Origin of the sequence: Pseudomonas sp. C27(2019), assembly GCF_008807395.1 — a bacterium.
Taxonomy (GTDB): domain Bacteria; phylum Pseudomonadota; class Gammaproteobacteria; order Pseudomonadales; family Pseudomonadaceae; genus Denitrificimonas.
This window is the reverse complement of the sequence record NZ_CP043320.1, coordinates 2579684-2601530: the sequence shown is the minus strand read 5'-3', so window position 1 is coordinate 2601530 and position 21847 is coordinate 2579684. Positions and strand designations below refer to the sequence as shown.

The 21847-nt window shown below is 47.2% G+C and carries 17 protein-coding genes, 4 tRNA genes and 1 rRNA gene; all 22 read left to right on the top strand.

Annotated elements, in window-relative coordinates; genetic code table 11:
- Nucleotides 1-22 precede the first annotated feature (22 nt).
- The 22 genes from rrf (at nucleotide 23) to rpsJ (ending at nucleotide 21817) form a co-directional block, all read left to right on the top strand.
- Nucleotides 23-138: ribosomal RNA gene (gene rrf / locus FXF61_RS11960) — 5S ribosomal RNA — on the top strand.
- 786 nt (nucleotides 139-924) lie between these two features.
- On the top strand, nucleotides 925-1878 hold the full coding sequence (gene birA / locus FXF61_RS11955) for a bifunctional biotin--[acetyl-CoA-carboxylase] ligase/biotin operon repressor BirA (RefSeq protein ID WP_151185480.1): 954 nt from the start codon (nucleotides 925-927) through the stop codon (nucleotides 1876-1878).
- Nucleotides 1868-2620 carry a type III pantothenate kinase gene (locus FXF61_RS11950; protein ID WP_151185479.1) on the top strand — a complete coding sequence of 251 codons (753 nt, stop codon included), beginning with the start codon at nucleotides 1868-1870 and terminating at the stop codon, nucleotides 2618-2620. Before birA ends, FXF61_RS11950 begins: the two co-directional genes overlap by 11 nt.
- Before the next feature lie 4 nt (nucleotides 2621-2624).
- Entirely contained in the window at nucleotides 2625-3290 is a 666-nt protein-coding gene (locus tag FXF61_RS11945; protein WP_151185478.1) for an SPOR domain-containing protein, read from the top strand.
- Nucleotides 3291-3385: 95 nt separating this feature from the next.
- Nucleotides 3386-3470 (top strand) — tRNA-Tyr (locus tag FXF61_RS11940).
- Between the two features lie 19 nt (nucleotides 3471-3489).
- Nucleotides 3490-3563: transfer RNA gene (locus FXF61_RS11935), tRNA-Gly, on the top strand.
- A 19-nt stretch (nucleotides 3564-3582) separates the two neighbouring features.
- Nucleotides 3583-3658: transfer RNA gene (locus FXF61_RS11930), tRNA-Thr, on the top strand.
- 86 nt (nucleotides 3659-3744) lie between these two features.
- Nucleotides 3745-4944: an elongation factor Tu gene (gene tuf, locus FXF61_RS11925; RefSeq protein WP_151185469.1), complete on the top strand. Its 1200-nt coding sequence runs from the start codon at nucleotides 3745-3747 to the stop codon at nucleotides 4942-4944.
- A gap of 52 nt (nucleotides 4945-4996) precedes the next feature.
- Nucleotides 4997-5072, top strand: a tRNA-Trp gene (locus FXF61_RS11920).
- Nucleotides 5073-5113: 41 nt separating this feature from the next.
- Nucleotides 5114-5482, top strand: a complete 369-nt coding sequence (gene secE / locus FXF61_RS11915) for a preprotein translocase subunit SecE (protein WP_151185477.1) — start codon at nucleotides 5114-5116, stop codon at nucleotides 5480-5482.
- A 9-nt stretch (nucleotides 5483-5491) separates the two neighbouring features.
- Nucleotides 5492-6025 (top strand): transcription termination/antitermination protein NusG, encoded by a 534-nt coding sequence (nusG, locus tag FXF61_RS11910; protein WP_151185476.1) that lies wholly within the window; start codon nucleotides 5492-5494, stop codon nucleotides 6023-6025.
- Between the two features lie 110 nt (nucleotides 6026-6135).
- Nucleotides 6136-6567, top strand: coding sequence for a 50S ribosomal protein L11 (gene rplK / locus FXF61_RS11905; protein ID WP_151185475.1), 432 nt, complete (start codon nucleotides 6136-6138; stop codon nucleotides 6565-6567).
- A complete protein-coding gene (gene rplA, locus FXF61_RS11900; RefSeq protein ID WP_151185474.1) occupies nucleotides 6567-7268 on the top strand; it encodes a 50S ribosomal protein L1 in 702 nt (233 codons plus the stop codon). The genes rplK and rplA overlap by 1 nt, the downstream gene beginning before the upstream one ends.
- 185 nt (nucleotides 7269-7453) lie before the next feature.
- Nucleotides 7454-7954 carry a 50S ribosomal protein L10 gene (gene rplJ, locus FXF61_RS11895; protein WP_151186094.1) on the top strand — a complete coding sequence of 167 codons (501 nt, stop codon included), beginning with the start codon at nucleotides 7454-7456 and terminating at the stop codon, nucleotides 7952-7954.
- Between the two features lie 75 nt (nucleotides 7955-8029).
- Nucleotides 8030-8398, top strand: coding sequence for a 50S ribosomal protein L7/L12 (rplL, locus tag FXF61_RS11890; RefSeq protein ID WP_151185473.1), 369 nt, complete (start codon nucleotides 8030-8032; stop codon nucleotides 8396-8398).
- A gap of 197 nt (nucleotides 8399-8595) precedes the next feature.
- Nucleotides 8596-12678 carry a DNA-directed RNA polymerase subunit beta gene (gene rpoB / locus FXF61_RS11885; protein WP_151185472.1) on the top strand — a complete coding sequence of 1361 codons (4083 nt, stop codon included), beginning with the start codon at nucleotides 8596-8598 and terminating at the stop codon, nucleotides 12676-12678.
- Nucleotides 12679-12741: 63 nt separating this feature from the next.
- Nucleotides 12742-16938 (top strand): DNA-directed RNA polymerase subunit beta', encoded by a 4197-nt coding sequence (gene rpoC, locus FXF61_RS11880; protein ID WP_151185471.1) that lies wholly within the window; start codon nucleotides 12742-12744, stop codon nucleotides 16936-16938.
- Nucleotides 16939-17082: 144 nt separating this feature from the next.
- Nucleotides 17083-17454 (top strand): 30S ribosomal protein S12, encoded by a 372-nt coding sequence (rpsL, locus tag FXF61_RS11875; RefSeq protein WP_022967611.1) that lies wholly within the window; start codon nucleotides 17083-17085, stop codon nucleotides 17452-17454.
- 89 nt (nucleotides 17455-17543) lie between these two features.
- Nucleotides 17544-18014, top strand: coding sequence for a 30S ribosomal protein S7 (gene rpsG / locus FXF61_RS11870; protein WP_022967610.1), 471 nt, complete (start codon nucleotides 17544-17546; stop codon nucleotides 18012-18014).
- Between the two features lie 18 nt (nucleotides 18015-18032).
- The gene (fusA, locus tag FXF61_RS11865; protein WP_151185470.1) at nucleotides 18033-20135 is read left to right on the top strand and encodes an elongation factor G; all 2103 of its coding nucleotides are present in this window, start codon (nucleotides 18033-18035) and stop codon (nucleotides 20133-20135) included.
- A 30-nt stretch (nucleotides 20136-20165) separates the two neighbouring features.
- A complete protein-coding gene (gene tuf / locus FXF61_RS11860) occupies nucleotides 20166-21365 on the top strand; it encodes an elongation factor Tu (protein ID WP_151185469.1) in 1200 nt (399 codons plus the stop codon).
- Between the two features lie 140 nt (nucleotides 21366-21505).
- Nucleotides 21506-21817 (top strand): 30S ribosomal protein S10, encoded by a 312-nt coding sequence (gene rpsJ, locus FXF61_RS11855; RefSeq protein WP_003186070.1) that lies wholly within the window; start codon nucleotides 21506-21508, stop codon nucleotides 21815-21817.
- Nucleotides 21818-21847: the final 30 nt, after the last annotated feature.

Sequence of the window (21847 nt, the reverse complement as noted above, 5' to 3'; positions counted from 1 at the left end):
AACGGCTCCTCAAAAAGAATTGCTTGACGACCATAGAGCATTGGAACCACCTGATCCCATCCCGAACTCAGAAGTGAAACGATGCATCGCCGATGGTAGTGTGGGGTTTCCCCATGTGAGAGTAGGTCATTGTCAAGCTTAAACACAAAACCCTAGATCAGAAATGGTCTGGGGTTTTTTTATTTGTGGTTCACAGAACTTTACTGTTACTGCCGGCCGTCCCATGTGACAATTTTACTGGGAGTAAAATTGGACAGGCTTTAGCCTGCCCGCAGGGCGTTCACCATGGATGGCTGTACGTCACTACGGGTCGGGAATCTGTGATTCGCTACATCCCTGTAGCTCACTTGCTGCGCAAGCCAGCTAAAGCTGTTCAAAATGTTCTCCTGCAATTTTGTGGGCAGCCTGCCGGCTGAGCACCAAGGATGGCGCGAATCTGAGTAGGTCATTATCAAGCTAAAACACAACACTCTAGATCAGAAATGGTCTGGGGTTTTAAACGTGAATGCAATAATCAACTTACGTAGCAGTCCTGTGGCAGGTGCAATAGAGTTTGGTGCAAACCGAGCATCGACACTGCCTTTATATTGTTGTGCCTGCGGATGTCACATTGGTAAGTTAATCGCATACGATTTGAAGTGCCTGTATCTTTTCGTGTTTCAGTTGCTAGGTGCGCGCACAAAGAAATACGAGTGAGTTGGCAAGGCCTCTCGAGTGCAGGAGGGCTGCGTTAAGTTGCAGAGGCAGCTTTTAGCTTCTAAAGCCTGCATGATCATTGCTTTTGCTAAGGTGTTTTAAGTTGCTGGTAAGAATCTTGATGTCAGTAAATAGCCTATTAGGCCTTCATAAGCTTGATATTAATGACGACTGCGAGTGTAAATTGAAACATAATACAATATCGGTAGAAGTGAGTGTCTGAGTGATATGTATGATTTATTGGCGTTACTGGCAGATGGCGATTTTCACTCGGGTAGTGACTTAGGGGATAAGTTGGGTATTAGTCGTGCTGCGATCTGGAAAAGAGTGCAGCGGATCACTGAAGACTTGGGCGTGAATGTGCAAAGTGTGCAGGGAAAAGGCTACAGGCTTATGCAGCCTCTAGTGTTGTTAAGACAAGATATTCTCCAGTTTTCGTTTCCCACCCTGCCAATATTTGTTTATGAGTCTATAGGCTCTACTAATGATCAAGCGAAGCAGTTGCTATCTAGTTGCAATGCCCCTTTGGCTGTCCTTTCTGAGCATCAGACGCAAGGAAAGGGGCGGCGAGGAAGGGAGTGGGTTAGCCCTTTTGCGCAAAATTTATATTTGTCTTTTGCTTGGCCGATCACTGAAGGGCTTGGGCAAATTGATGGTTTGAGCTTGGTTGTAGGACTTGCTGTGCGTAAAGCAATAAAACGTATCAGCAGTATTGAGGCGCAGTTAAAGTGGCCGAATGATATTTTGATAAATGAACGCAAAGTCGCTGGCATTTTGCTTGAGTTGATTGGTGATCCAGTAGAACTGTGCCATGTGGTAATTGGTATCGGTGTTAATTTAAATATGTTTGAGTCTTTTGGATGCATTGATCAGGAATGGACCTCGCTTAGAAAGGAAGCGGGAGAAAATATTGACCGTCAATTATTCGCTAAAATTGTTTTGGAAGAGTTAGACAGCTACCTTGAAAAGCAAAAAAAATATGGCTTTAGCAGTATGCGTGCTGAATGGCTTTCTGCTCATGCGTGGCAGGGTCGTAATGCTATTTTGCAAACAGGTAATGATTTTGTCTCAGGGGTGGTCGTTGGTGTTGGTGATAAGGGCGAAATCTGTCTGGTTGTAGACGGCCAAGAGGTTAATTATTTGGGTGGTGAGCTCAGTCTTAGGTTGCAGCATGATACTTGAAATTGACTATGGTAATACTCGGCTTAAGTGGCGGTTGCTGGATGCTAAATCATTAGGGTGTATTAGCAGAGGAGCAGTAATAGATTTACAGGAGCTGCTACCTTCGCTGCAAATGGCGGGGTGTTTAGAGGTTGAATTTTGTCGTGCGTGCTCAGTGCGCACAGTGAAAGAAAATGAGCAAATGTCCTCATTAATACAGAATAATTATGGTGTGGAAATAGAATATGCACAGTCTTTAGAATACACAGCTGGTGTGACGAATGGTTACTTACAAGCAAAAAAATTAGGGGTTGATCGTTGGCTTGCAATTGTTGCGGCCTATACAAAAGTAAAGCATGCATGCGTCGTCATTGATTGTGGAACGGCGATTACGGTGGATTTCATATCTGCAGATGGCAGCCACATGGGCGGCTGTATTGCGCCTGGTTTTAAAATGTTGAGCACTATGCTTTGGCGTGGTACTCAGTTACCAGTTGAGGCGGATGTTACTGTTTATGATGATAAGATGTTGCTGGGCAATAATACACAAGCAGCTGTGATTGCGGGGGTTGGGGCGATGTTCCGTGGTTTCATAGGCGAGCAGCTGGAGTTAGCTCAAGTGGCACTGGGTTCATCGTTCTCTGTGCTTTGCACAGGTGGGGACAGTGCTTTAGTTAATAGCGTCACGGATGCTGCTGTCCTAGAAGAGGATTTAGTATTCGTAGGATTAGCTATTGTTTGCCCTTATGCTGCAAAGGAGTAAGACAATGCGCTGGTTGTTTTTAGGTCTAATTATAATAAATGCGTTTTATTTTTTGTGGAACCATCAGGCAATAGGGAGCAGTGAGCAGGCGTTGCAAGGGGTGAGAGGGCAAAAGCCTGCCTATTCCGGTCAAGTTAAGTTGCTTAGTGAGGCTGTGGATTTAGAAAGCAAAGCAATGCAAGAAGATTTTAAAAAAAGTGAAGTAATGCTTTTAGGTGGCTTCAGTGATAATTATCAGGCGCAACGTTTGCAGCAACGACTGTTAAGCTTAGATATTGATTCCCAAGTAACAGAAATAGATAGTAAGGTTGATATCGAATATTGGGTTTATTTACAGCCGCTACCATCAAGGCAGGCTGCTGTAAGGCAGCTTAAGGAGCTGCAAGCGCGCAAGATCGACGGCTACCTCATCACTACAGGTGAGTTAAATAATGGGGTTTCGTTGGGCATGTTTGCGCGAGAGGATTCTGCGCAGGGCGTTGCCGAGCGCATGAGCGCTGCTGGGTATGAGCCATCAATAAAATCGGTAGAAAGGTCGCAGCGATTATATTGGGTTGTTATTGAGTCAAGTGCGCGTCGCCTTGTCGATCAGGCGCTACTAAAGCAGCTAGTAGAGGATTTTGCAGGTATGCAGCACTTGTTCATGCCGTACGAAAAGTTAAGACTATAAAGGGAAAGTATAGAGTTTTTTACGTAAAGCCTATAAATGCGTTTAATTGGGCTTGACAAGGAAGTCGGTATGGAGGATGATATCGCCTCGCTTAAGGAGGGGTTCCCGAGCGGCCAAAGGGATCAGACTGTAAATCTGACGTCTACGACTTCGAAGGTTCGAATCCTTCTCCCTCCACCATATTTCAAGCAAATGCAATGCGGGTATAGTTTAGTGGTAGAACCTCAGCCTTCCAAGCTGATGATGCGGGTTCGATTCCCGCTACCCGCTCCAATTGCTTTTGCAATGATTCGCTCATGTAGCTCAGTTGGTAGAGCACACCCTTGGTAAGGGTGAGGTCAGCGGTTCAACTCCGCTCATGAGCTCCATTGTGTAAATAAAGGCAGATATTCACATATCTGCCTTTCTTGTATGTGTTTACTAAGTAAGTGCGCTTAATCAGAGGGTGGTAGCAATGGCTAAGGAAAAATTTGAACGTAATAAACCGCACCTGAACGTTGGTACCATTGGTCACGTTGACCATGGTAAAACCACACTGACAGCTGCACTGACTCGTGTTTGCGCTGAAGTATTCGGCGGTACAGGTACTTCGAAAGGTTACGACCAGATCGATAACGCACCTGAAGAAAAAGCACGTGGTATCACTATTAACACGTCACACGTAGAGTACGATTCACCGAACCGTCACTACGCGCACGTTGACTGCCCGGGTCACGCTGACTACGTTAAAAACATGATCACTGGTGCTGCCCAGATGGACGGCGCTATTCTTGTTTGTTCAGCAGCTGACGGCCCTATGCCGCAAACGCGTGAGCACATCCTTCTGTCGCGTCAGGTTGGTGTTCCGTACATCGTTGTGTTCCTGAACAAAGCAGACATGGTTGATGACGAAGAGTTGTTAGAGCTGGTTGAAATGGAAGTGCGTGAGCTTCTCAGCATGTACGATTTCCCAGGTGATGACACTCCGATCATTACGGGTTCAGCGTTGATGGCATTGGAAGGTCGTGACGACAATGGTTTAGGAACAACTGCAGTAAAAACTCTGGTAGAGACTTTAGACTCTTACATCCCAGAGCCAGTACGTGCTGTTGATCTACCATTCTTGCTGCCAATTGAAGACGTGTTCTCCATCTCAGGTCGCGGTACTGTAGTAACAGGTCGTGTTGAGCGTGGTATCGTTAAAGTTGGTGAAGAAGTTGAAATCGTTGGTATCCGTGACACTGTAAAGACCACCTGTACGGGTGTTGAAATGTTCCGTAAGCTGCTTGACGAAGGTCGCGCAGGTGAGAACGTTGGTGTTCTGTTGCGTGGTACTAAGCGTGAAGATATCGAGCGTGGTCAAGTATTGGCCAAGCCTGGTTCAATCAAGCCGCACACAACGTTTGAAGCAGAAGTGTACGTGTTGTCAAAAGAAGAAGGCGGACGTCACACTCCTTTCTTCAAAGGCTACCGTCCACAGTTCTACTTCCGTACCACTGACGTCACAGGAAGCTGTGAGTTGCCAGAAGGTATCGAGATGGTAATGCCAGGTGATAACGTTAAGTTAGACGTTACTCTGATTGCGCCTATCGCAATGGAAGACGGTCTGCGTTTCGCGATTCGCGAAGGTGGTCGTACCGTTGGTGCTGGTGTTGTAGCAAAAATTATTGCATAAGGCTTGAACTTATTGATCTAGGTCGGCATAATAGCCGGCCTAGCAATGTTCTAGGCCAGTAGCTCAATTGGCAGAGCGACGGTCTCCAAAACCGTAGGTTGGGGGTTCGATTCCCTCCTGGCCTGCCAGCTTTTAAATTAGCTGGCATTCCAATTTAGGATTCTAAGTAATGAATGCAAAAACTGAATCCAAAGCAAATCGTTTAGATTCTGTAAAATGGTTGATTGTTATAGCGCTAGTTGCAATTGGTGTTGTAGGTAATCAATATTTTGCCTCTGAATCAATTCTATATCGCGTTTTAGGTCTAGTTGCTCTCGGTGCTGTAGCGTTTTTTGTTGCGACAAAAACAGCAAAGGGACAGGCTTTGCTCACTTTAGCTAAAGAGTCGCGTGCTGAAATACGTAAAGTTGTTTGGCCGAACAGGCAAGAAACCACGCAGACAACGCTGATTGTTGTTGTTGTTGTTTTAATAATGGCGCTCTTGCTTTGGGGGCTCGATACCCTCCTTGGCTGGCTTGTCTCATTGATTGTAGGTTAAGGGTGCTCTGTGGCTAAGCGTTGGTATGTCGTTCACGCCTATTCAGGCTATGAAAAACAAGTAATGCGCCATTTGCTTGAGCGCATTAAGTTCGCTGAAATGGAAGATGTGTTTGGTGATATTCTCGTTCCAACTGAAGAAGTTGTTGAAATGAGAAATGGCCAGAAAAGAAAAAGCGAGCGCAAATTTTTCCCAGGCTATGTATTGGTTCAGGTTGATATGACCGAGGCTGCATGGCACTTAATTAAAGACACGCCGCGTGTTCTAGGCTTTATTGGTGGTACGGCAGATAAACCTGCGCCAATCACTGAGAAAGAAGCTGATGCTATCTTGCGTCGTGTAGAAGATAGTGGTGATAAGCCACGTCCAAGAACATTGTTTGAGCCAGGTGAGACCGTGCGTGTTAACGATGGTCCATTTGCTGACTTTAACGGTGTTGTTGAAGAAGTAAATTATGAGAAGAGTCGAATTCAAGTTGCGGTTCTCATTTTTGGACGTTCAACACCTGTCGAATTAGAATTCAGTCAGGTAGAGAAAATCTGATAATATTACGGATGTCGCCCTGCAACTTTTAGTTGCGGGGTTTTTTTGTCAAAGGATTGTGAAATAAATCACTGGGGAGCCGTAAGGCGTTATACCCATCGGAGCAAATCATGGCTAAAAAGATTCAGGCTTATATTAAGCTGCAAGTAAAAGCAGGTCAGGCGAATCCGTCGCCGCCAGTTGGTCCAGCATTGGGTCAGCACGGTGTAAATATTATGGAGTTTTGTAAGGCGTTTAACGCAAAAACCCAAGGCGTAGAGCCAGGTCTGCCGACACCAGTAATCATTACTGTTTACAGCGATCGTAGCTTCACGTTTGAAACAAAAAGCACGCCAGCTGCCGTCTTATTGAAAAAAGCTGCTGGTGTGTCTGCTGGGTCAGCGCGTCCTAATACTCAGAAAGTGGGTACTGTGACACGTGCGCAGTTAGAAGAAATCGCACAAGTTAAAGATGCTGATTTAACAGCGGCTGGACTTGATGCTGCTGTTCGTACCATTGCTGGCTCCGCGCGCAGCATGGGCTTGAACGTGGAGGGCGTGTAATGGCTAAGCTTTCAAAACGTCAACAAGCTATTGCAGCTAAAGTGCAAGCTGGCAAGCAGTATTCATTTGAAGAAGCAGCAAGCTTGTTAAGCGAGCTGTCTACAATCAAGTTTAAAGAGTCAGTTGATATTGCGATTAACCTCGGTGTTGATCCGCGTAAGTCTGACCAAGTTGTTCGTGGTGCAACTGTGATGCCGAACGGTACCGGTAAAACTGTACGCGTTGCTGTATTTGCACAAGGCCCGGCCGCAGAAGCAGCTTTGGCAGCGGGTGCCGACAAAGTTGGTATGGATGATCTGGCTGCTGAAATGAAAGCCGGTGATTTGAACTACGATGTGGTTATTGCTTCTCCGGATGCTATGCGCGTTGTTGGTCAATTAGGTCAAGTGTTAGGCCCGCGCGGTCTAATGCCAAACCCAAAAGTTGGTACTGTGACGCCAGATGTTGCAACAGCAGTTAACAATGCTAAAGCAGGTCAAGCTCGCTTCCGTACTGACAAAAACGGCATCATCCATGCTGCTATTGGTCAAATTGATTTTGAGCCAGCAAAACTTAAGCAAAACGCTGAGGCGTTATTGGCTGAGTTGCGTCGCTTGAAGCCTTCTTCATCAAAAGGCATTTATGTTAAGCGTGTAACATTAAGCAGCACCATGGGCCCTGGTCTGATCATTGATCAGTCAAGCCTAGATGCTGTTAAGTAACAGTCGCGCAGGTAATTTTTGGGGTCCCTGCTTAGCGGGGCCGTCAAAGACCGTAGGTGCTTAGTCTTAATAAATATGTCAAACACATATAAGCCTACGTAGATGGTGCTCCCGATTCATTTGAATCAGACACCAAATTGAGACTCAGCTTGCTGAGTGAAATGAAACAAGCAGGAGTAAAACCCGTGGCAATTAGACTCGAAGACAAGAAAGCTATCGTCGCTGAAGTCAACGAGGCTGCCCAAGCTGCCCTTTCCGCTGTTGTGGTTGATGCCCGCGGCGTAAAAGTAAGCGCTATGACCGGACTCCGTAAAGAGGCTCGTGAAGCAGGTGTATATGTACGAGTAGTACGTAATACATTGCTACGACGCGCTGTTGCAGGAACTCAGTATGAAGTCCTCAACGATGTGTTCACTGGCCCGACCTTAATTGCTTTTTCTAATGATCATCCGGGCGCAGCTGCTCGTATTTTCAAAGAATTCGCTAAAGGTCAGGATAAGTTTGAGATCAAAGCAGCCGCTTTTGAAGGTAACTTGATTGCAGCCAACCAAATCGACGTATTGGCAACTTTGCCAACATTCGACGAGGCGGTTTCTCAGTTGATGAGTGTTATTCAGGGCGCGACCAGCAAGCTGGCTCGTACTTTGGCAGCAGTTCGCGACCAGAAAGAAGCAGAAGCAGCTTAAGCTTTCGCTCTTTACACAAAATTATGATTTTGGTGGCTTGATAAAGGTCATCACCAATATAGGAAGCATAGAGTCATGGCTCTTACTAACGAAGATATCCTTAACGCCGTTTCAGAAATGTCAGTAATGCAAATTGTTGAGCTGATCACTGCAATGGAAGAAAAATTTGGCGTGACTGCTGCTGCTGCTACTGTTGCTGCGGCTGGTCCTGCTGCTGCAGCTGCTGAAGAGCAAACTGAGTTCACCGTTATGCTGTTAGAAGCTGGCGAGAAGAAAGTTAACGTCATTAAAGCAGTTCGCGAGCTGACAGGCCTAGGTCTGAAAGAAGCTAAAGCAGTTGTTGATGGTGCGCCAGGTGTTGTTAAAGAAGACGTATCAAAAGATGATGCTGAAGCAGCCAAGAAAATGCTGGAAGAAGCAGGCGCTAAAGTCGAGCTTAAATAAGCTTGATGTTGCATAACAGCCTGTGCAAAGGGCTGATGGCTGGTGGCTAATGTCACCGGCCTTTTTCTGTTCTAGCTCTAATGAGTGGATGCTCAAGCAGAACTCAAGAGCAAACTGAAAAATAAATGTTTGCACGATTTACTGGGTATTTCCGCCGGAAGTATCCAACAGGCAGGTTACCAAGCTGGGGAACGCTGATGGCTTACTCATATACTGAGAAAAAACGTATCCGCAAGGACTTTAGCAAGCTGCAGGATGTGATGGATGTGCCTTATCTACTGGCAATCCAATTAGATTCTTACCGTGAATTTCTGCAGACTGGCGTGAGCAAGGAGCAGTTCCGTGATATTGGCCTGCACGCAGCCTTTAAATCGGTATTTCCGATTATTAGTTACTCAGGCAACGCAGCGCTTGAGTACGTAGGGTATCGCCTCGGCGAGCCCGCATTTGATGTAAAAGAGTGTTCTTTACGCGGTGTAACTTATGCAGTTCCATTGCGCGTAAAAGTGCGCCTAATTATTTTTGATCGTGAATCATCAAGCAAAGCGATCAAAGATATTAAAGAGCAAGAAGTCTATATGGGCGAAATCCCGTTGATGACTGAAAACGGTACCTTTGTCATTAATGGTACCGAGCGTGTAATCGTTTCTCAGCTACACCGTTCGCCAGGTGTGTTCTTTGACCATGACCGCGGCAAAACGCATAGCTCGGGTAAGCTATTGTATTCAGCACGAGTTATTCCTTATCGTGGTTCTTGGCTCGATTTTGAATTCGATCCGAAAGACTGCGTGTTTGTACGTATTGACCGTCGCCGTAAACTGCCGGCGTCTGTATTGTTGCGCGCACTGGGTTATACAACTGAAGAAATTCTTGCGACCTTCTATGCGACGAACGTATTCCACGTTTCAGCGGATGAAGTGAGCTTAGAATTGGTACCGCAGCGTTTGCGCGGAGAGATTGCCAGTTTCGATATTCAGGATGATAGCGGTAAAGTTATCGTTGAAGAAGGCCGTCGTATTACCTCGCGCCATATCAACCAATTAGAAAAAGCGGGCATCAACAAATTGGTCGTGCCTACTGAATATATTATTGGTGTGACCACTGCTAAGCCAATCGTACACCCAGCGACGGGCGAGATTTTGGTTGAGTGCAACACTGAGTTGACAGCGGAAATGCTGCAGACAGTTGTAGATGCTCAGGTTGTGCAGATTGAAGCGCTGTATACAAACGATATTGACTGCGGTCCATTTATCTCAGACACCCTGAAAATTGATGGCACTACTAATCAACTTGAAGCGCTAGTAGAAATTTATCGCATGATGCGTCCTGGTGAGCCGCCAACCAAAGATGCAGCAGAGAACTTATTCAAAAATCTGTTCTTTGCATCCGAACGCTATGACTTATCAGCGGTAGGACGCATGAAGTTCAACCGCCGTATTGGTCGCACAGAAATTCTGGGCGAAGGTGTATTGAGCAAAGAAGATATTGTTGATGTACTAAAAACTATCGTTGCCATTCGTAATGGTCACGGTATTGTTGATGATATCGACCACCTTGGTAACCGCCGTGTACGTTGCGTTGGTGAAATGGCTGAAAACCAATTCCGTGTTGGTTTAGTGCGTGTTGAACGTGCTGTTAAAGAGCGCCTGTCAATGGCAGAAAGCGAAGGCTTGATGCCGCAAGACTTGATTAACGCTAAACCAGTAGCTGCAGCGGTTAAGGAGTTTTTTGGCTCCAGTCAACTGTCGCAGTTTATGGATCAAAACAACCCGCTATCAGAAATCACTCATAAGCGTCGTGTCTCTGCGCTTGGCCCAGGTGGTTTGACCCGAGAGCGTGCCGGCTTTGAAGTGCGTGACGTACACCCAACGCATTACGGTCGTGTCTGCCCAGTTGAAACGCCAGAAGGTCCGAACATTGGATTAATCAACTCGCTGGCCACTTATGCCCGAACCAACAGCTATGGTTTCCTTGAGACACCATACCGCATTGTTAAAGAAGGCAAAGTAACGGACGAGATCGTTTTCTTGTCAGCCATTGAAGAGTCTGACCATGTTGTCGCTCAGGCTTCTGCGCAGATGAGCGAAGATAACGTCCTGATGGACGAGTTGGTTACTGTTCGTCACATGAACGAGACCACCGTTAAAGCACCTGAAGAAGTGACTTTAATGGATGTTTCGCCTAAGCAAGTTGTATCGGTAGCTGCGTCATTGATTCCGTTTCTTGAGCACGATGATGCTAACCGTGCCTTGATGGGTTCTAACATGCAGCGCCAGGCTGTACCAACCTTGCGTACAGATAAGCCGCTGGTGGGTACTGGCATGGAGCGTAACGTTGCCCGTGACTCTGGTGTATGTGAAGTTGCGCGCCGTGGTGGTGTGATTGAATCCGTTGATGCCAGCCGTATTGTTGTGCGCGTCAATGATGATGAAGTTGAAACTGGTGAAGCCGGTGTCGATATCTACAACCTGACCAAATACACGCGTTCTAACCAGAATACTTGTATCAACCAGCGTCCATTAGTGCGCAAAGGTGACTCTGTATCACGTGGCGACATTATGGCTGATGGCCCGTCCACAGATATGGGTGAACTTGCACTCGGTCAAAATATGCGTGTGGCATTTATGCCATGGAATGGATACAACTTCGAAGACTCAATCTTGTTGTCTGAGCGTGTTGCTGAAGAAGATCGCTATACCACGATCCATATTCAAGAGCTGACCTGCGTATCGCGTGACACCAAACTGGGCCCAGAGGAAATAACCTCTGATATTCCTAACGTTGGCGAAGCAGCGCTGAACAAACTTGATGAGGCCGGTATTGTCTATGTCGGTGCTGAAGTTGAAGCAGGTGATATTCTGGTTGGTAAAGTGACGCCAAAAGGCGAAACGCAGCTGACCCCTGAAGAGAAACTGTTGCGAGCTATTTTTGGTGAGAAGGCATCTGACGTAAAAGATACTTCACTGCGTGTTCCGACAGGCACTAAAGGCACGATCATTGATGTTCAGGTCTTTACCCGTGACGGTGTTGAGCGTGATGCACGCGCGTTATCGATTGAGAAATCGCAGCTTGATGAAATCCGTAAAGACCTTAACGAAGAGTTCCGTATCGTTGAAGGTGCTACCTTTGAACGTCTGCGTGCTCACTTGGTTGGCAACAAGGCAGAAGGTGGTGCTGGCGTCAAGAAAGGCACTGAGCTGACCAATGAGATTCTTGATGGTATCGAACACGGTCAGTGGTTCAAACTGCGTATGGCAGAAGACGCGCTCAATGAGCAGCTTGAAAAAGCGCAAGCGTATTTGTCAGATCGCCGTAAGTTGCTGGACGAAAAATTCGAAGATAAAAAACGCAAACTGCAGCAAGGTGATGATTTAGCACCTGGCGTACAGAAAATCGTTAAAGTTTATTTAGCAATTAAGCGTCGCATTCAGCCAGGCGATAAGATGGCCGGTCGTCACGGTAACAAGGGTGTGGTGTCGGTGATTATGCCTGTCGAAGACATGCCGCATGATGCTGATGGCGTACCTGTTGATATCGTACTCAACCCACTGGGTGTTCCATCGCGTATGAACGTCGGACAGATCCTTGAAACTCACTTAGGTTTAGCGGCCAAAGGTTTGGGTGAAAAGATCAACCGCATGCTGGATGAGCAACGTAAGGTGAATGAGTTGCGTGCATTCTTACATCAGATCTACAACGAAATCGGTGGTGCTGATGAAGACCGCGTTGATCTCGATAGCTTGACTGATGATGAGATTCTTGAGCTTTCAGATAACTTGCGTGGCGGTGTGCCAATGGCAACACCAGTGTTTGATGGTGCTGAAGAGAAAGAAATTAAAGCAATGCTCAAGCTTGCTGATCTACCAGAAAGTGGCCAGATGACTCTGTACGATGGCCGTACCGGCAATGCGTTTGATCGTCCTGTCACTGTTGGTTACATGTACATTCTGAAGTTGAACCACTTGGTTGACGACAAAATGCACGCCCGTTCGACCGGCTCTTATAGTCTGGTTACGCAACAGCCTCTAGGCGGTAAAGCACAGTTCGGTGGACAGCGCTTTGGTGAGATGGAGGTGTGGGCACTGGAGGCATACGGTGCTGCATATACTCTGCAAGAAATGTTGACCGTGAAATCGGATGACGTGAACGGCCGGACTAAAATGTATAAGAACATTGTAGACGGAGATCATCGTATGGAGCCTGGCATGCCAGAGTCCTTCAACGTGTTGATCAAAGAGATTCGTTCGCTCGGTATCGATATCGAACTGGAAACCGTTTAACACGCGTGCGTATTAGGAGCGGCGTAGAAATACCCGCTCCCCGCTCCGTCAGGAGGAAAGGCCTTGAAAGATTTATTGAATTTGTTAAAAAACCAGAGTCAAGTTGAAGAGTTCGATGCGATTAAGATTACGCTCGCCTCTCCAGAAATGATTCGCTCTTGGTCCTTTGGTGAAGTAAAAAAACCAGAGACCATCAACTATCGCACATTTAAGCCTGAGCGTGACGGTCTGTTTTGTGCCAAAATTTTTGGTCCAGTCAAGGACTATGAGTGCTTGTGCGGTAAGTACAAGCGTTTAAAGCACCGTGGTGTTATTTGCGAGAAGTGTGGCGTTGAAGTTGCGCTGTCCAAAGTCCGTCGTGAGCGCATGGCGCACATTGACCTTGCCTCACCCTGTGCTCATATTTGGTTCTTAAAGTCACTGCCAAGCCGTATTGGTTTGCTGCTGGATATGACCCTGCGCGATATTGAGCGCGTGTTGTATTTTGAAAGCTATGTTGTTATCAGTCCAGGCATGACCACGCTTGAAAAAGGCCAATTGCTCAACGATGAGCAGTACTTTGATGCCTTAGAAGAGTTTGGCGATGACTTTGATGCGCGTATGGGTGCTGAAGCTGTGCGCGAGCTGTTGATGGAAATTGATCTTGAATATGAGATCAATGCTTTGCGTGAAGAAATTCCGCAGACCAACTCAGAAACTAAAATTAAAAAACTTTCTAAGCGTTTAAAGCTGATGGAATCCTTCCATGGCTCGGGTAATAAGCCAGAGTGGATGGTTCTGACCGTTCTGCCGGTGTTACCACCGGATCTACGCCCGTTAGTGCCGCTTGATGGTGGTCGTTTTGCGACATCTGATCTGAACGACTTATACCGTCGCGTGATCAACCGTAACAACCGTCTAAAGCGTCTGCTTGATCTGTCCGCACCAGATATCATCGTGCGTAACGAAAAGCGCATGCTGCAAGAGTCGGTGGATGCACTGTTAGATAACGGTCGTCGTGGCCGTGCCATTACAGGCAGCAACAAACGTCCATTGAAATCTTTGGCTGATATGATCAAGGGTAAGCAAGGTCGTTTCCGTCAGAACTTGCTCGGTAAGCGTGTTGACTACTCAGGCCGTTCAGTGATCGTAGTTGGTCCTGCTTTACGTTTGCACCAGTGCGGTCTGCCGAAAAAAATGGCGCTTGAGTTATTTAAGCCATTTATTTTCGGTAAGCTTGAGCAGCGTGGTTTAGCCACAACCATTAAAGCAGCCAAGAAAATGGTTGAGCGTGAATTACCCGAAGTGTGGGACGTGCTAGCGGATGTTATTCGTGAGCACCCTGTGCTGCTTAACCGTGCGCCAACATTGCACCGTTTAGGTATTCAAGCGTTTGAGCCAGTTTTAATTGAAGGTAAGGCTATTCAGTTACACCCGTTAGTTTGTGCGGCTTATAACGCTGACTTTGACGGTGACCAAATGGCTGTACACGTACCCTTGACGCTAGAAGCACAGCTCGAGTCGCGTGTTTTAATGATGTCAACTAACAACATTCTGTCACCAGCAAACGGTGAGCCGATCATTGTTCCTTCGCAGGACGTTGTTCTTGGTTTGTACTACATGACCCGTGAAGCGATTAACGCTAAGGGTGAAGGCCGTATATTTGCTGATTTGCAAGAAGTTGATCGTGTCTATCGTTCTGGCGATGCCTCGCTGCACGCTAAAGTTAAAGTACGAATCACCGAAGCAGTAAACAGCAGAGATGGCACTGTAACGCACACCACCAGCATCGTTGATACCACTGTTGGCCGCGCGCTGTTATTCCAGATTGTTCCAGAAGGTTTGCCGTTCTCATTGGTTAACCAACCGATGAAGAAAAAAGCCATCTCTAACTTGATCAACCAATGCTACCGCATGGTTGGCCTCAAAGAGACGGTGATTTTTGCTGACCAGTTGATGTACAGCGGTTTTGCGTTCTCAACTATTTCTGGTGTGTCGATTGGTGTAAATGACTTTGTTATCCCTGATGAAAAAGTCACCATCATTGATCGTGCAATTGAAGAAGTTAAAGAAATTGAAAAACAGTACGCTTCAGGCTTGGTAACTCAGGGTGAAAAGTACAACAAAGTGATCGACTTATGGTCCAAAGCCAACGATGAAGTATCCAAAGCGATGATGGCTAATCTTTCGACTGAGCCAGTGGTTAATCGTGATGGTGAAACAGAAAGTCAAGAATCATTCAACTCAATGTATATGATGGCTGATTCGGGTGCGCGGGGCTCTGCTGCACAGATTCGTCAGTTGGCTGGTATGCGTGGCTTGATGGCCAAGCCTGATGGCTCGATTATCGAAACGCCAATTACCGCAAACTTCCGTGAAGGCCTAAACGTACTGCAGTACTTTATTTCTACGCACGGTGCGCGTAAAGGTCTTGCTGATACGGCATTGAAAACAGCTAACTCCGGTTACTTAACCCGTCGTTTGGTTGACGTTGCTCAGGATCTGGTAGTAACCCAGGTTGACTGTGGCACTGAAGACGGTCTGGTTATGACGCCGCATATCGAAGGTGGCGACGTAGTCGATCCGCTCGGCGATCGCGTTCTGGGTCGTGTTATTGCCCAGGATGTACTCAAGCCAGGCAGCGACGACGTGCTTATTCCAATGGATACTTTGATCGATGAGAGCTGGGTTGAATTCATCGAAAATAACAGCATTGATGAAGTCGTAGTACGCTCTCCGATCACCTGTGAAACACGCCACGGGATCTGTGCTAAGTGCTATGGTCGTGATTTGGCGCGTGGTCACGAGGTCAACCAAGGTGAGGCAGTCGGCGTTATTGCTGCTCAGTCGATTGGTGAGCCGGGTACACAGCTAACGATGCGTACCTTCCATATTGGTGGTGCGGCAAGCCGTACTTCAGCAACAGACAGTGTTCAGGTTAAAAACGGTGGTTCAGTTCGTTTGATTAACCTCAAGCATGTCACCCGCGCTGACGGCAGTCTGGTGGCAGTTTCACGTTCAGGTGAGCTGGCGATTGCTGACGAGTTTGGTCGTGAGCGTGAGCGTTATAAGCTCCCATACGGTGCTGTTATTTCCGTGCAGGAAAATGATGTAGTTGCGCCTGGTGCAGTGGTTGCTAAATGGGATCCGCACACTCACCCAATCGTTACTGAAACAACAGGTATTGTGCAGTTCGTGGGCATGGAGTCTGGTATTACTATCAAGCGCCAAACAGATGAACTGACAGGCCTGAGTAACATTGAAGTTATGGATCCACAGGAGCGTCCAGCAGCTGGTAAAGATACGCGCCCAGCGATTAAGTTGGTTGACGATAACGGTGATGATTTATTCTTACCGGGCACCGATGTTATTGCGCAGTACTTCTTACCACCGCATGCATTGGTTAACTTGAATGATGGTGTACGTATCAATATCGGTGATGTTGTTGCGCGTATTCCTCAGGAAACTTCAAAGACCCGTGATATTACTGGTGGTTTGCCACGCGTCGCTGACTTGTTTGAAGCGCGCCGCCCGAAAGAAGCATCGATTCTTGCAGAAGTAAGCGGAACGATTTCTTTCGGTAGAGAGACTAAGGGTAAACGTCGTCTGGTGATTACACCAACAGATGGTAGCGAGCCATACGAAGAGTTGATCCACAAGTGGCGTCACCTCAACGTGTTTGAGGGTGAGCAAGTCAACCGTGGGGAAGTAATTTCCGACGGTCCAAGTAACCCGCATGACATTCTGCGTCTGTTAGGAGTAAGCGCTTTAGCACGCTACATCGTCACTGAGATTCAAGATGTGTACCGTTTGCAGGGTGTGAAAATCAACGATAAGCACATCGAAACGATTTTGCGTCAGATGTTGCGTAAAGTTGAAATTACCGAGTCAGGCGATTCAACGCTGATTAAGGGTGATCAAGCTGAATTCAATCAGGTCTTAGAAGAGAACGAAGCGCTGGTAAGCAAAGATCGTTTCCCTGCTAAGTTTGAGCGCGTTTTGCTGGGTATTACCAAAGCGTCATTGTCCACCGAATCGTTTATTTCTGCTGCTTCGTTCCAAGAGACCACACGGGTTCTTACCGAAGCTGCGGTAACAGGTAAACGCGACTTCTTACGTGGATTGAAAGAAAACGTAGTTGTTGGTCGTTTGATTCCAGCAGGTACGGGATTGGCTTATCACGCTGAGCGTAAACGCAAGCGTGCAATTGAGTCGCCACAAGGTGTAAGTGCCAGTGATGTAGAGGCAGCACTGAGTGAAGCGCTCAATTTGAAAAAGTAAACGCTGACCTTTAATGCGCTTGCATTAATAATTAGCCTTGACGGGGTGCAAGACTCTCATTAGACTCTTGTACCCCTAAAATTGGTGGGATTATTACGATTCCGCCACTTAGTTTATGTCGAAAGACAACAGTGGAGCTTGTAGATGGCAACTATTAACCAGCTGGTGCGTAAGTCGCGCAAGCGCATGGTCGAGAAAAGCGACGTGCCTGCGTTACAAAACTGCCCGCAACGTCGTGGAGTATGTACGCGTGTATATACTACTACGCCAAAAAAACCGAACTCAGCCTTACGTAAAGTATGTCGTGTTCGCCTAACCAATGGCTTTGAAGTCGCTTCTTATATCGGCGGTGAAGGTCATAACTTGCAAGAGCACAGTGTTGTGCTGATCCGTGGTGGTCGAGTAAAAGACTTACCAGGTGTTCGTTACCACACAGTGCGTGGCGCTTTAGATACCTCTGGTGTTAAAGACCGTAAGCAGGGCCGTTCTAAGTACGGTGCTAAGCGTCCTAAGTAATTTTTCTATTTTATCGAGTCGATAAGAGTAAGGTCGGGCCTATTTAATGGTGTCCCGGGCTAACCTGAAGACCGTTTGAGGGCTTATCAATGCCAAGACGTCGCGTAGTCGCAAAACGTGAGATTCTTGACGATCCAATTTATGGAAGTCAGATTCTTGCAAAATTTATGAACCACGTTATGGAAAGCGGTAAAAAAGCCGTTGCCGAGCGTATTGTTTACGGTGCGCTGGAAACAGTTAAAACCCGTAAGAACGTGGAACCACTGGAAACTTTCGAGAAAGCACTCGACGCCATCGCTCCGCTGGTCGAAGTTAAATCCCGTCGTGTAGGTGGTGCTACCTACCAGGTTCCTGTTGAGGTTCGTCCTTCACGTCGCAATGCACTGGCAATGCGCTGGTTAGTTGACGCTGCGCGCAAGCGCGGTGAGAAGTCAATGGCTCTGCGTTTGGCAGGTGAGTTGATGGATGCTGCTGAAGGTAAAGGCTCAGCCGTTAAGAAGCGTGAAGATGTTCACCGTATGGCAGAAGCTAACAAAGCTTTCTCGCATTACCGTTTTTAATTTAGCGAGGAACTAACTGTGGCTCGTACTACCCCTATTAATCGCTATCGAAACATTGGTATCTGTGCGCACGTTGACGCGGGTAAAACCACGACAACAGAGCGCATCCTGTTTTATACAGGTGTAAACCATAAAATGGGTGAGACCCATGATGGTGCAAGTACCACTGACTGGATGGCACAAGAACAAGAGCGCGGAATTACTATTACCTCTGCTGCGGTAACAGCTTTCTGGGAAGGCTCTACTAAGCAGTATGATAAATACCGTGTAAACGTTATTGATACACCTGGTCACGTTGACTTTACTATTGAAGTTGAGCGTTCGCTGCGTGTTCTCGATGGTGCCATCGTTGTTTTCTGTGGCTCTTCTGGTGTTGAACCGCAGTCTGAGACTGTATGGCGTCAAGCGAACAAATATAACGTTCCGCGTATTGTTTACGTGAACAAGCTGGATCGCCAAGGTGCGGACTTTAAGCGTGTTTTGAATCAAATCAAACAGCGTTTAGGTCACACGCCAGTTGCTCTGCAATTGCAGATCGGTATGGAAGAAAACTTCATCGGTCAAGTTGATCTGCTTGCTATGAAAGCGCGTTATTGGGACGACGCTGACATGGGCTTGGTCTATCGCGAAGAAGATATTCCTGCTGATATGCTGGAAGAAGCCGAAGAATATCGCGCTCTGATGGTTGAAGCTGCAGCTGAGTCTTCTGAAGAGTTGATGGATAAGTACCTCGAGGGCGGTGAGCTAACCAACGAGGAAATTAAAGCAGGTTTACGTGCGCGCACCATTGCTGGCGAAATCGTGCCAGCAGTATGTGGTTCATCTTTTAAAAATAAAGGTGTGCCATTGGTGCTTGATGCTGTCATCGATTACCTGCCTGCGCCGACTGAGATTCAAGCCATTAAAGGTGTGCATCCGGATGACGAAGAGAAGGTTGATGAGCGTCCAGCTGATGACAATGGCCCATTTGCGGCGCTGTCATTCAAGATTGCAACTGACCCATTCGTAGGTACATTGACCTTTATTCGTGTTTATTCGGGCGTCCTCTCCTCAGGCGACTCAGTACTGAACTCAGTGAAAGGCAAGCGCGAGCGCGTTGGTCGTATGGTGCAAATGCACGCTAACGATCGCCAAGAAATTAAAGAAGTACGTGCCGGCGATATCGCTGCATTGATCGGTATGAAAGATGTGACCACAGGGGATACCTTGTGCGCTATCGATAAGCCAATCATTCTTGAGCGTATGGATTTCCCAGAGCCCGTTATTTCTGTAGCGGTAGAGCCAAAAACAAAAGCTGACCAAGAGAAAATGGGTATTGCTTTAGGTCGTTTGGCTCAAGAAGATCCATCGTTCCGCGTGAAGACTGACGAAGAAACAGGTCAGACCATCATCTCAGGTATGGGTGAGTTGCACCTCGATATCCTAGTTGATCGTATGAAGCGTGAGTTTAACGTAGAAGCGAACATTGGTAAGCCGCAAGTGGCGTACCGTGAAACGATTCGTAACTCTTGCGAAATTGAAGGCAAGTTTGTTCGCCAGTCGGGTGGACGTGGCCAGTTCGGTCACTGCTGGATTCGCTTTGCGCCTGCAGATGAAGGCGTGGAAGGTTTGATATTTACCAATGAGGTTGTTGGTGGTGTGGTTCCTAAGGAATACATTCCAGCAATTCAAAAAGGTATCGAAGAGCAGATGAAAAACGGTATTGTTGCCGGTTATCCGCTTATCGGACTGAAAGCTACAGTGTTTGATGGTTCTTACCATGATGTTGACTCAAACGAAATGGCGTTTAAGATCGCTGCTTCGATGGCAACTAAACAGCTCACACAGAAAGGCGGCGCAGTTCTGCTTGAGCCTGTCATGAAAGTCGAGGTGGTGACACCTGAGGACTATATGGGTGATGTGATGGGTGACCTGAACCGTCGTCGTGGCTTGATTCAAGGTATGGAAGACAGCATGGCTGGAAAAATAATTCGTGCAGAAGTGCCGTTGGGTGAGATGTTTGGTTATGCAACCGATGTCCGTTCAATGTCTCAAGGTCGCGCGAGTTATTCGATGGAGTTTTCCAAGTACTCAGAAGCGCCGGCTAACGTTGCCGATGCCATTATTAACAAACAAGCTTAATTGAGCCCAATTAGTAAGAGGTAACATATCGTGGCTAAGGAAAAATTTGAACGTAATAAACCGCACCTGAACGTTGGTACCATTGGTCACGTTGACCATGGTAAAACCACACTGACAGCTGCACTGACTCGTGTTTGCGCTGAAGTATTCGGCGGTACAGGTACTTCGAAAGGTTACGACCAGATCGATAACGCACCTGAAGAAAAAGCACGTGGTATCACTATTAACACGTCACACGTAGAGTACGATTCACCGAACCGTCACTACGCGCACGTTGACTGCCCGGGTCACGCTGACTACGTTAAAAACATGATCACTGGTGCTGCCCAGATGGACGGCGCTATTCTTGTTTGTTCAGCAGCTGACGGCCCTATGCCGCAAACGCGTGAGCACATCCTTCTGTCGCGTCAGGTTGGTGTTCCGTACATCGTTGTGTTCCTGAACAAAGCAGACATGGTTGATGACGAAGAGTTGTTAGAGCTGGTTGAAATGGAAGTGCGTGAGCTTCTCAGCATGTACGATTTCCCAGGTGATGACACTCCGATCATTACGGGTTCAGCGTTGATGGCATTGGAAGGTCGTGACGACAATGGTTTAGGAACAACTGCAGTAAAAACTCTGGTAGAGACTTTAGACTCTTACATCCCAGAGCCAGTACGTGCTGTTGATCTACCATTCTTGCTGCCAATTGAAGACGTGTTCTCCATCTCAGGTCGCGGTACTGTAGTAACAGGTCGTGTTGAGCGTGGTATCGTTAAAGTTGGTGAAGAAGTTGAAATCGTTGGTATCCGTGACACTGTAAAGACCACCTGTACGGGTGTTGAAATGTTCCGTAAGCTGCTTGACGAAGGTCGCGCAGGTGAGAACGTTGGTGTTCTGTTGCGTGGTACTAAGCGTGAAGATATCGAGCGTGGTCAAGTATTGGCCAAGCCTGGTTCAATCAAGCCGCACACAACGTTTGAAGCAGAAGTGTACGTGTTGTCAAAAGAAGAAGGCGGACGTCACACTCCTTTCTTCAAAGGCTACCGTCCACAGTTCTACTTCCGTACCACTGACGTCACAGGAAGCTGTGAGTTGCCAGAAGGTATCGAGATGGTAATGCCAGGTGATAACGTTAAGTTAGACGTTACTCTGATTGCGCCTATCGCAATGGAAGACGGTCTGCGTTTCGCGATTCGCGAAGGTGGTCGTACCGTTGGTGCTGGTGTTGTAGCAAAAATCATCGCTTAAGTGATGACCATAGAAGAACCCTCGCTTGCGGGGGTTTTTCTTTGTAGTTGACATGTTCACTAGACGCCATTAGAATTGCGCCTCCTTTTATCGGGCGAGGTTCGTCTGATGGGGAAGGTAACTAAGAGTCTGAGGTCAGAATGCAAAATCAACAAATCCGTATCCGGTTGAAGGCTTTTGACCATCGCCTGATCGATCAATCAACCCAGGAAATCGTGGAAACCGCGAAACGTACTGGTGCTCAGGTGCGTGGTCCTATTCCACTGCCGACCCGTAAAGAGCGTTTTACCGTTCTGGTTTCTCCGCACGTCAACAAAGACGCGCGCGATCAGTACGAGATTCGCACTCATAAGCGCGTTTTGGACATTGTCCAGCCAACTGATAAAACAGTTGATGCGTTAATGAAGCTTGATCTTGCGGCAGGTGTGGAAGTGCAGATCAGCCTCGGCTAAAACCAGGTGGTTTTAGTCGTGTAACGCTCT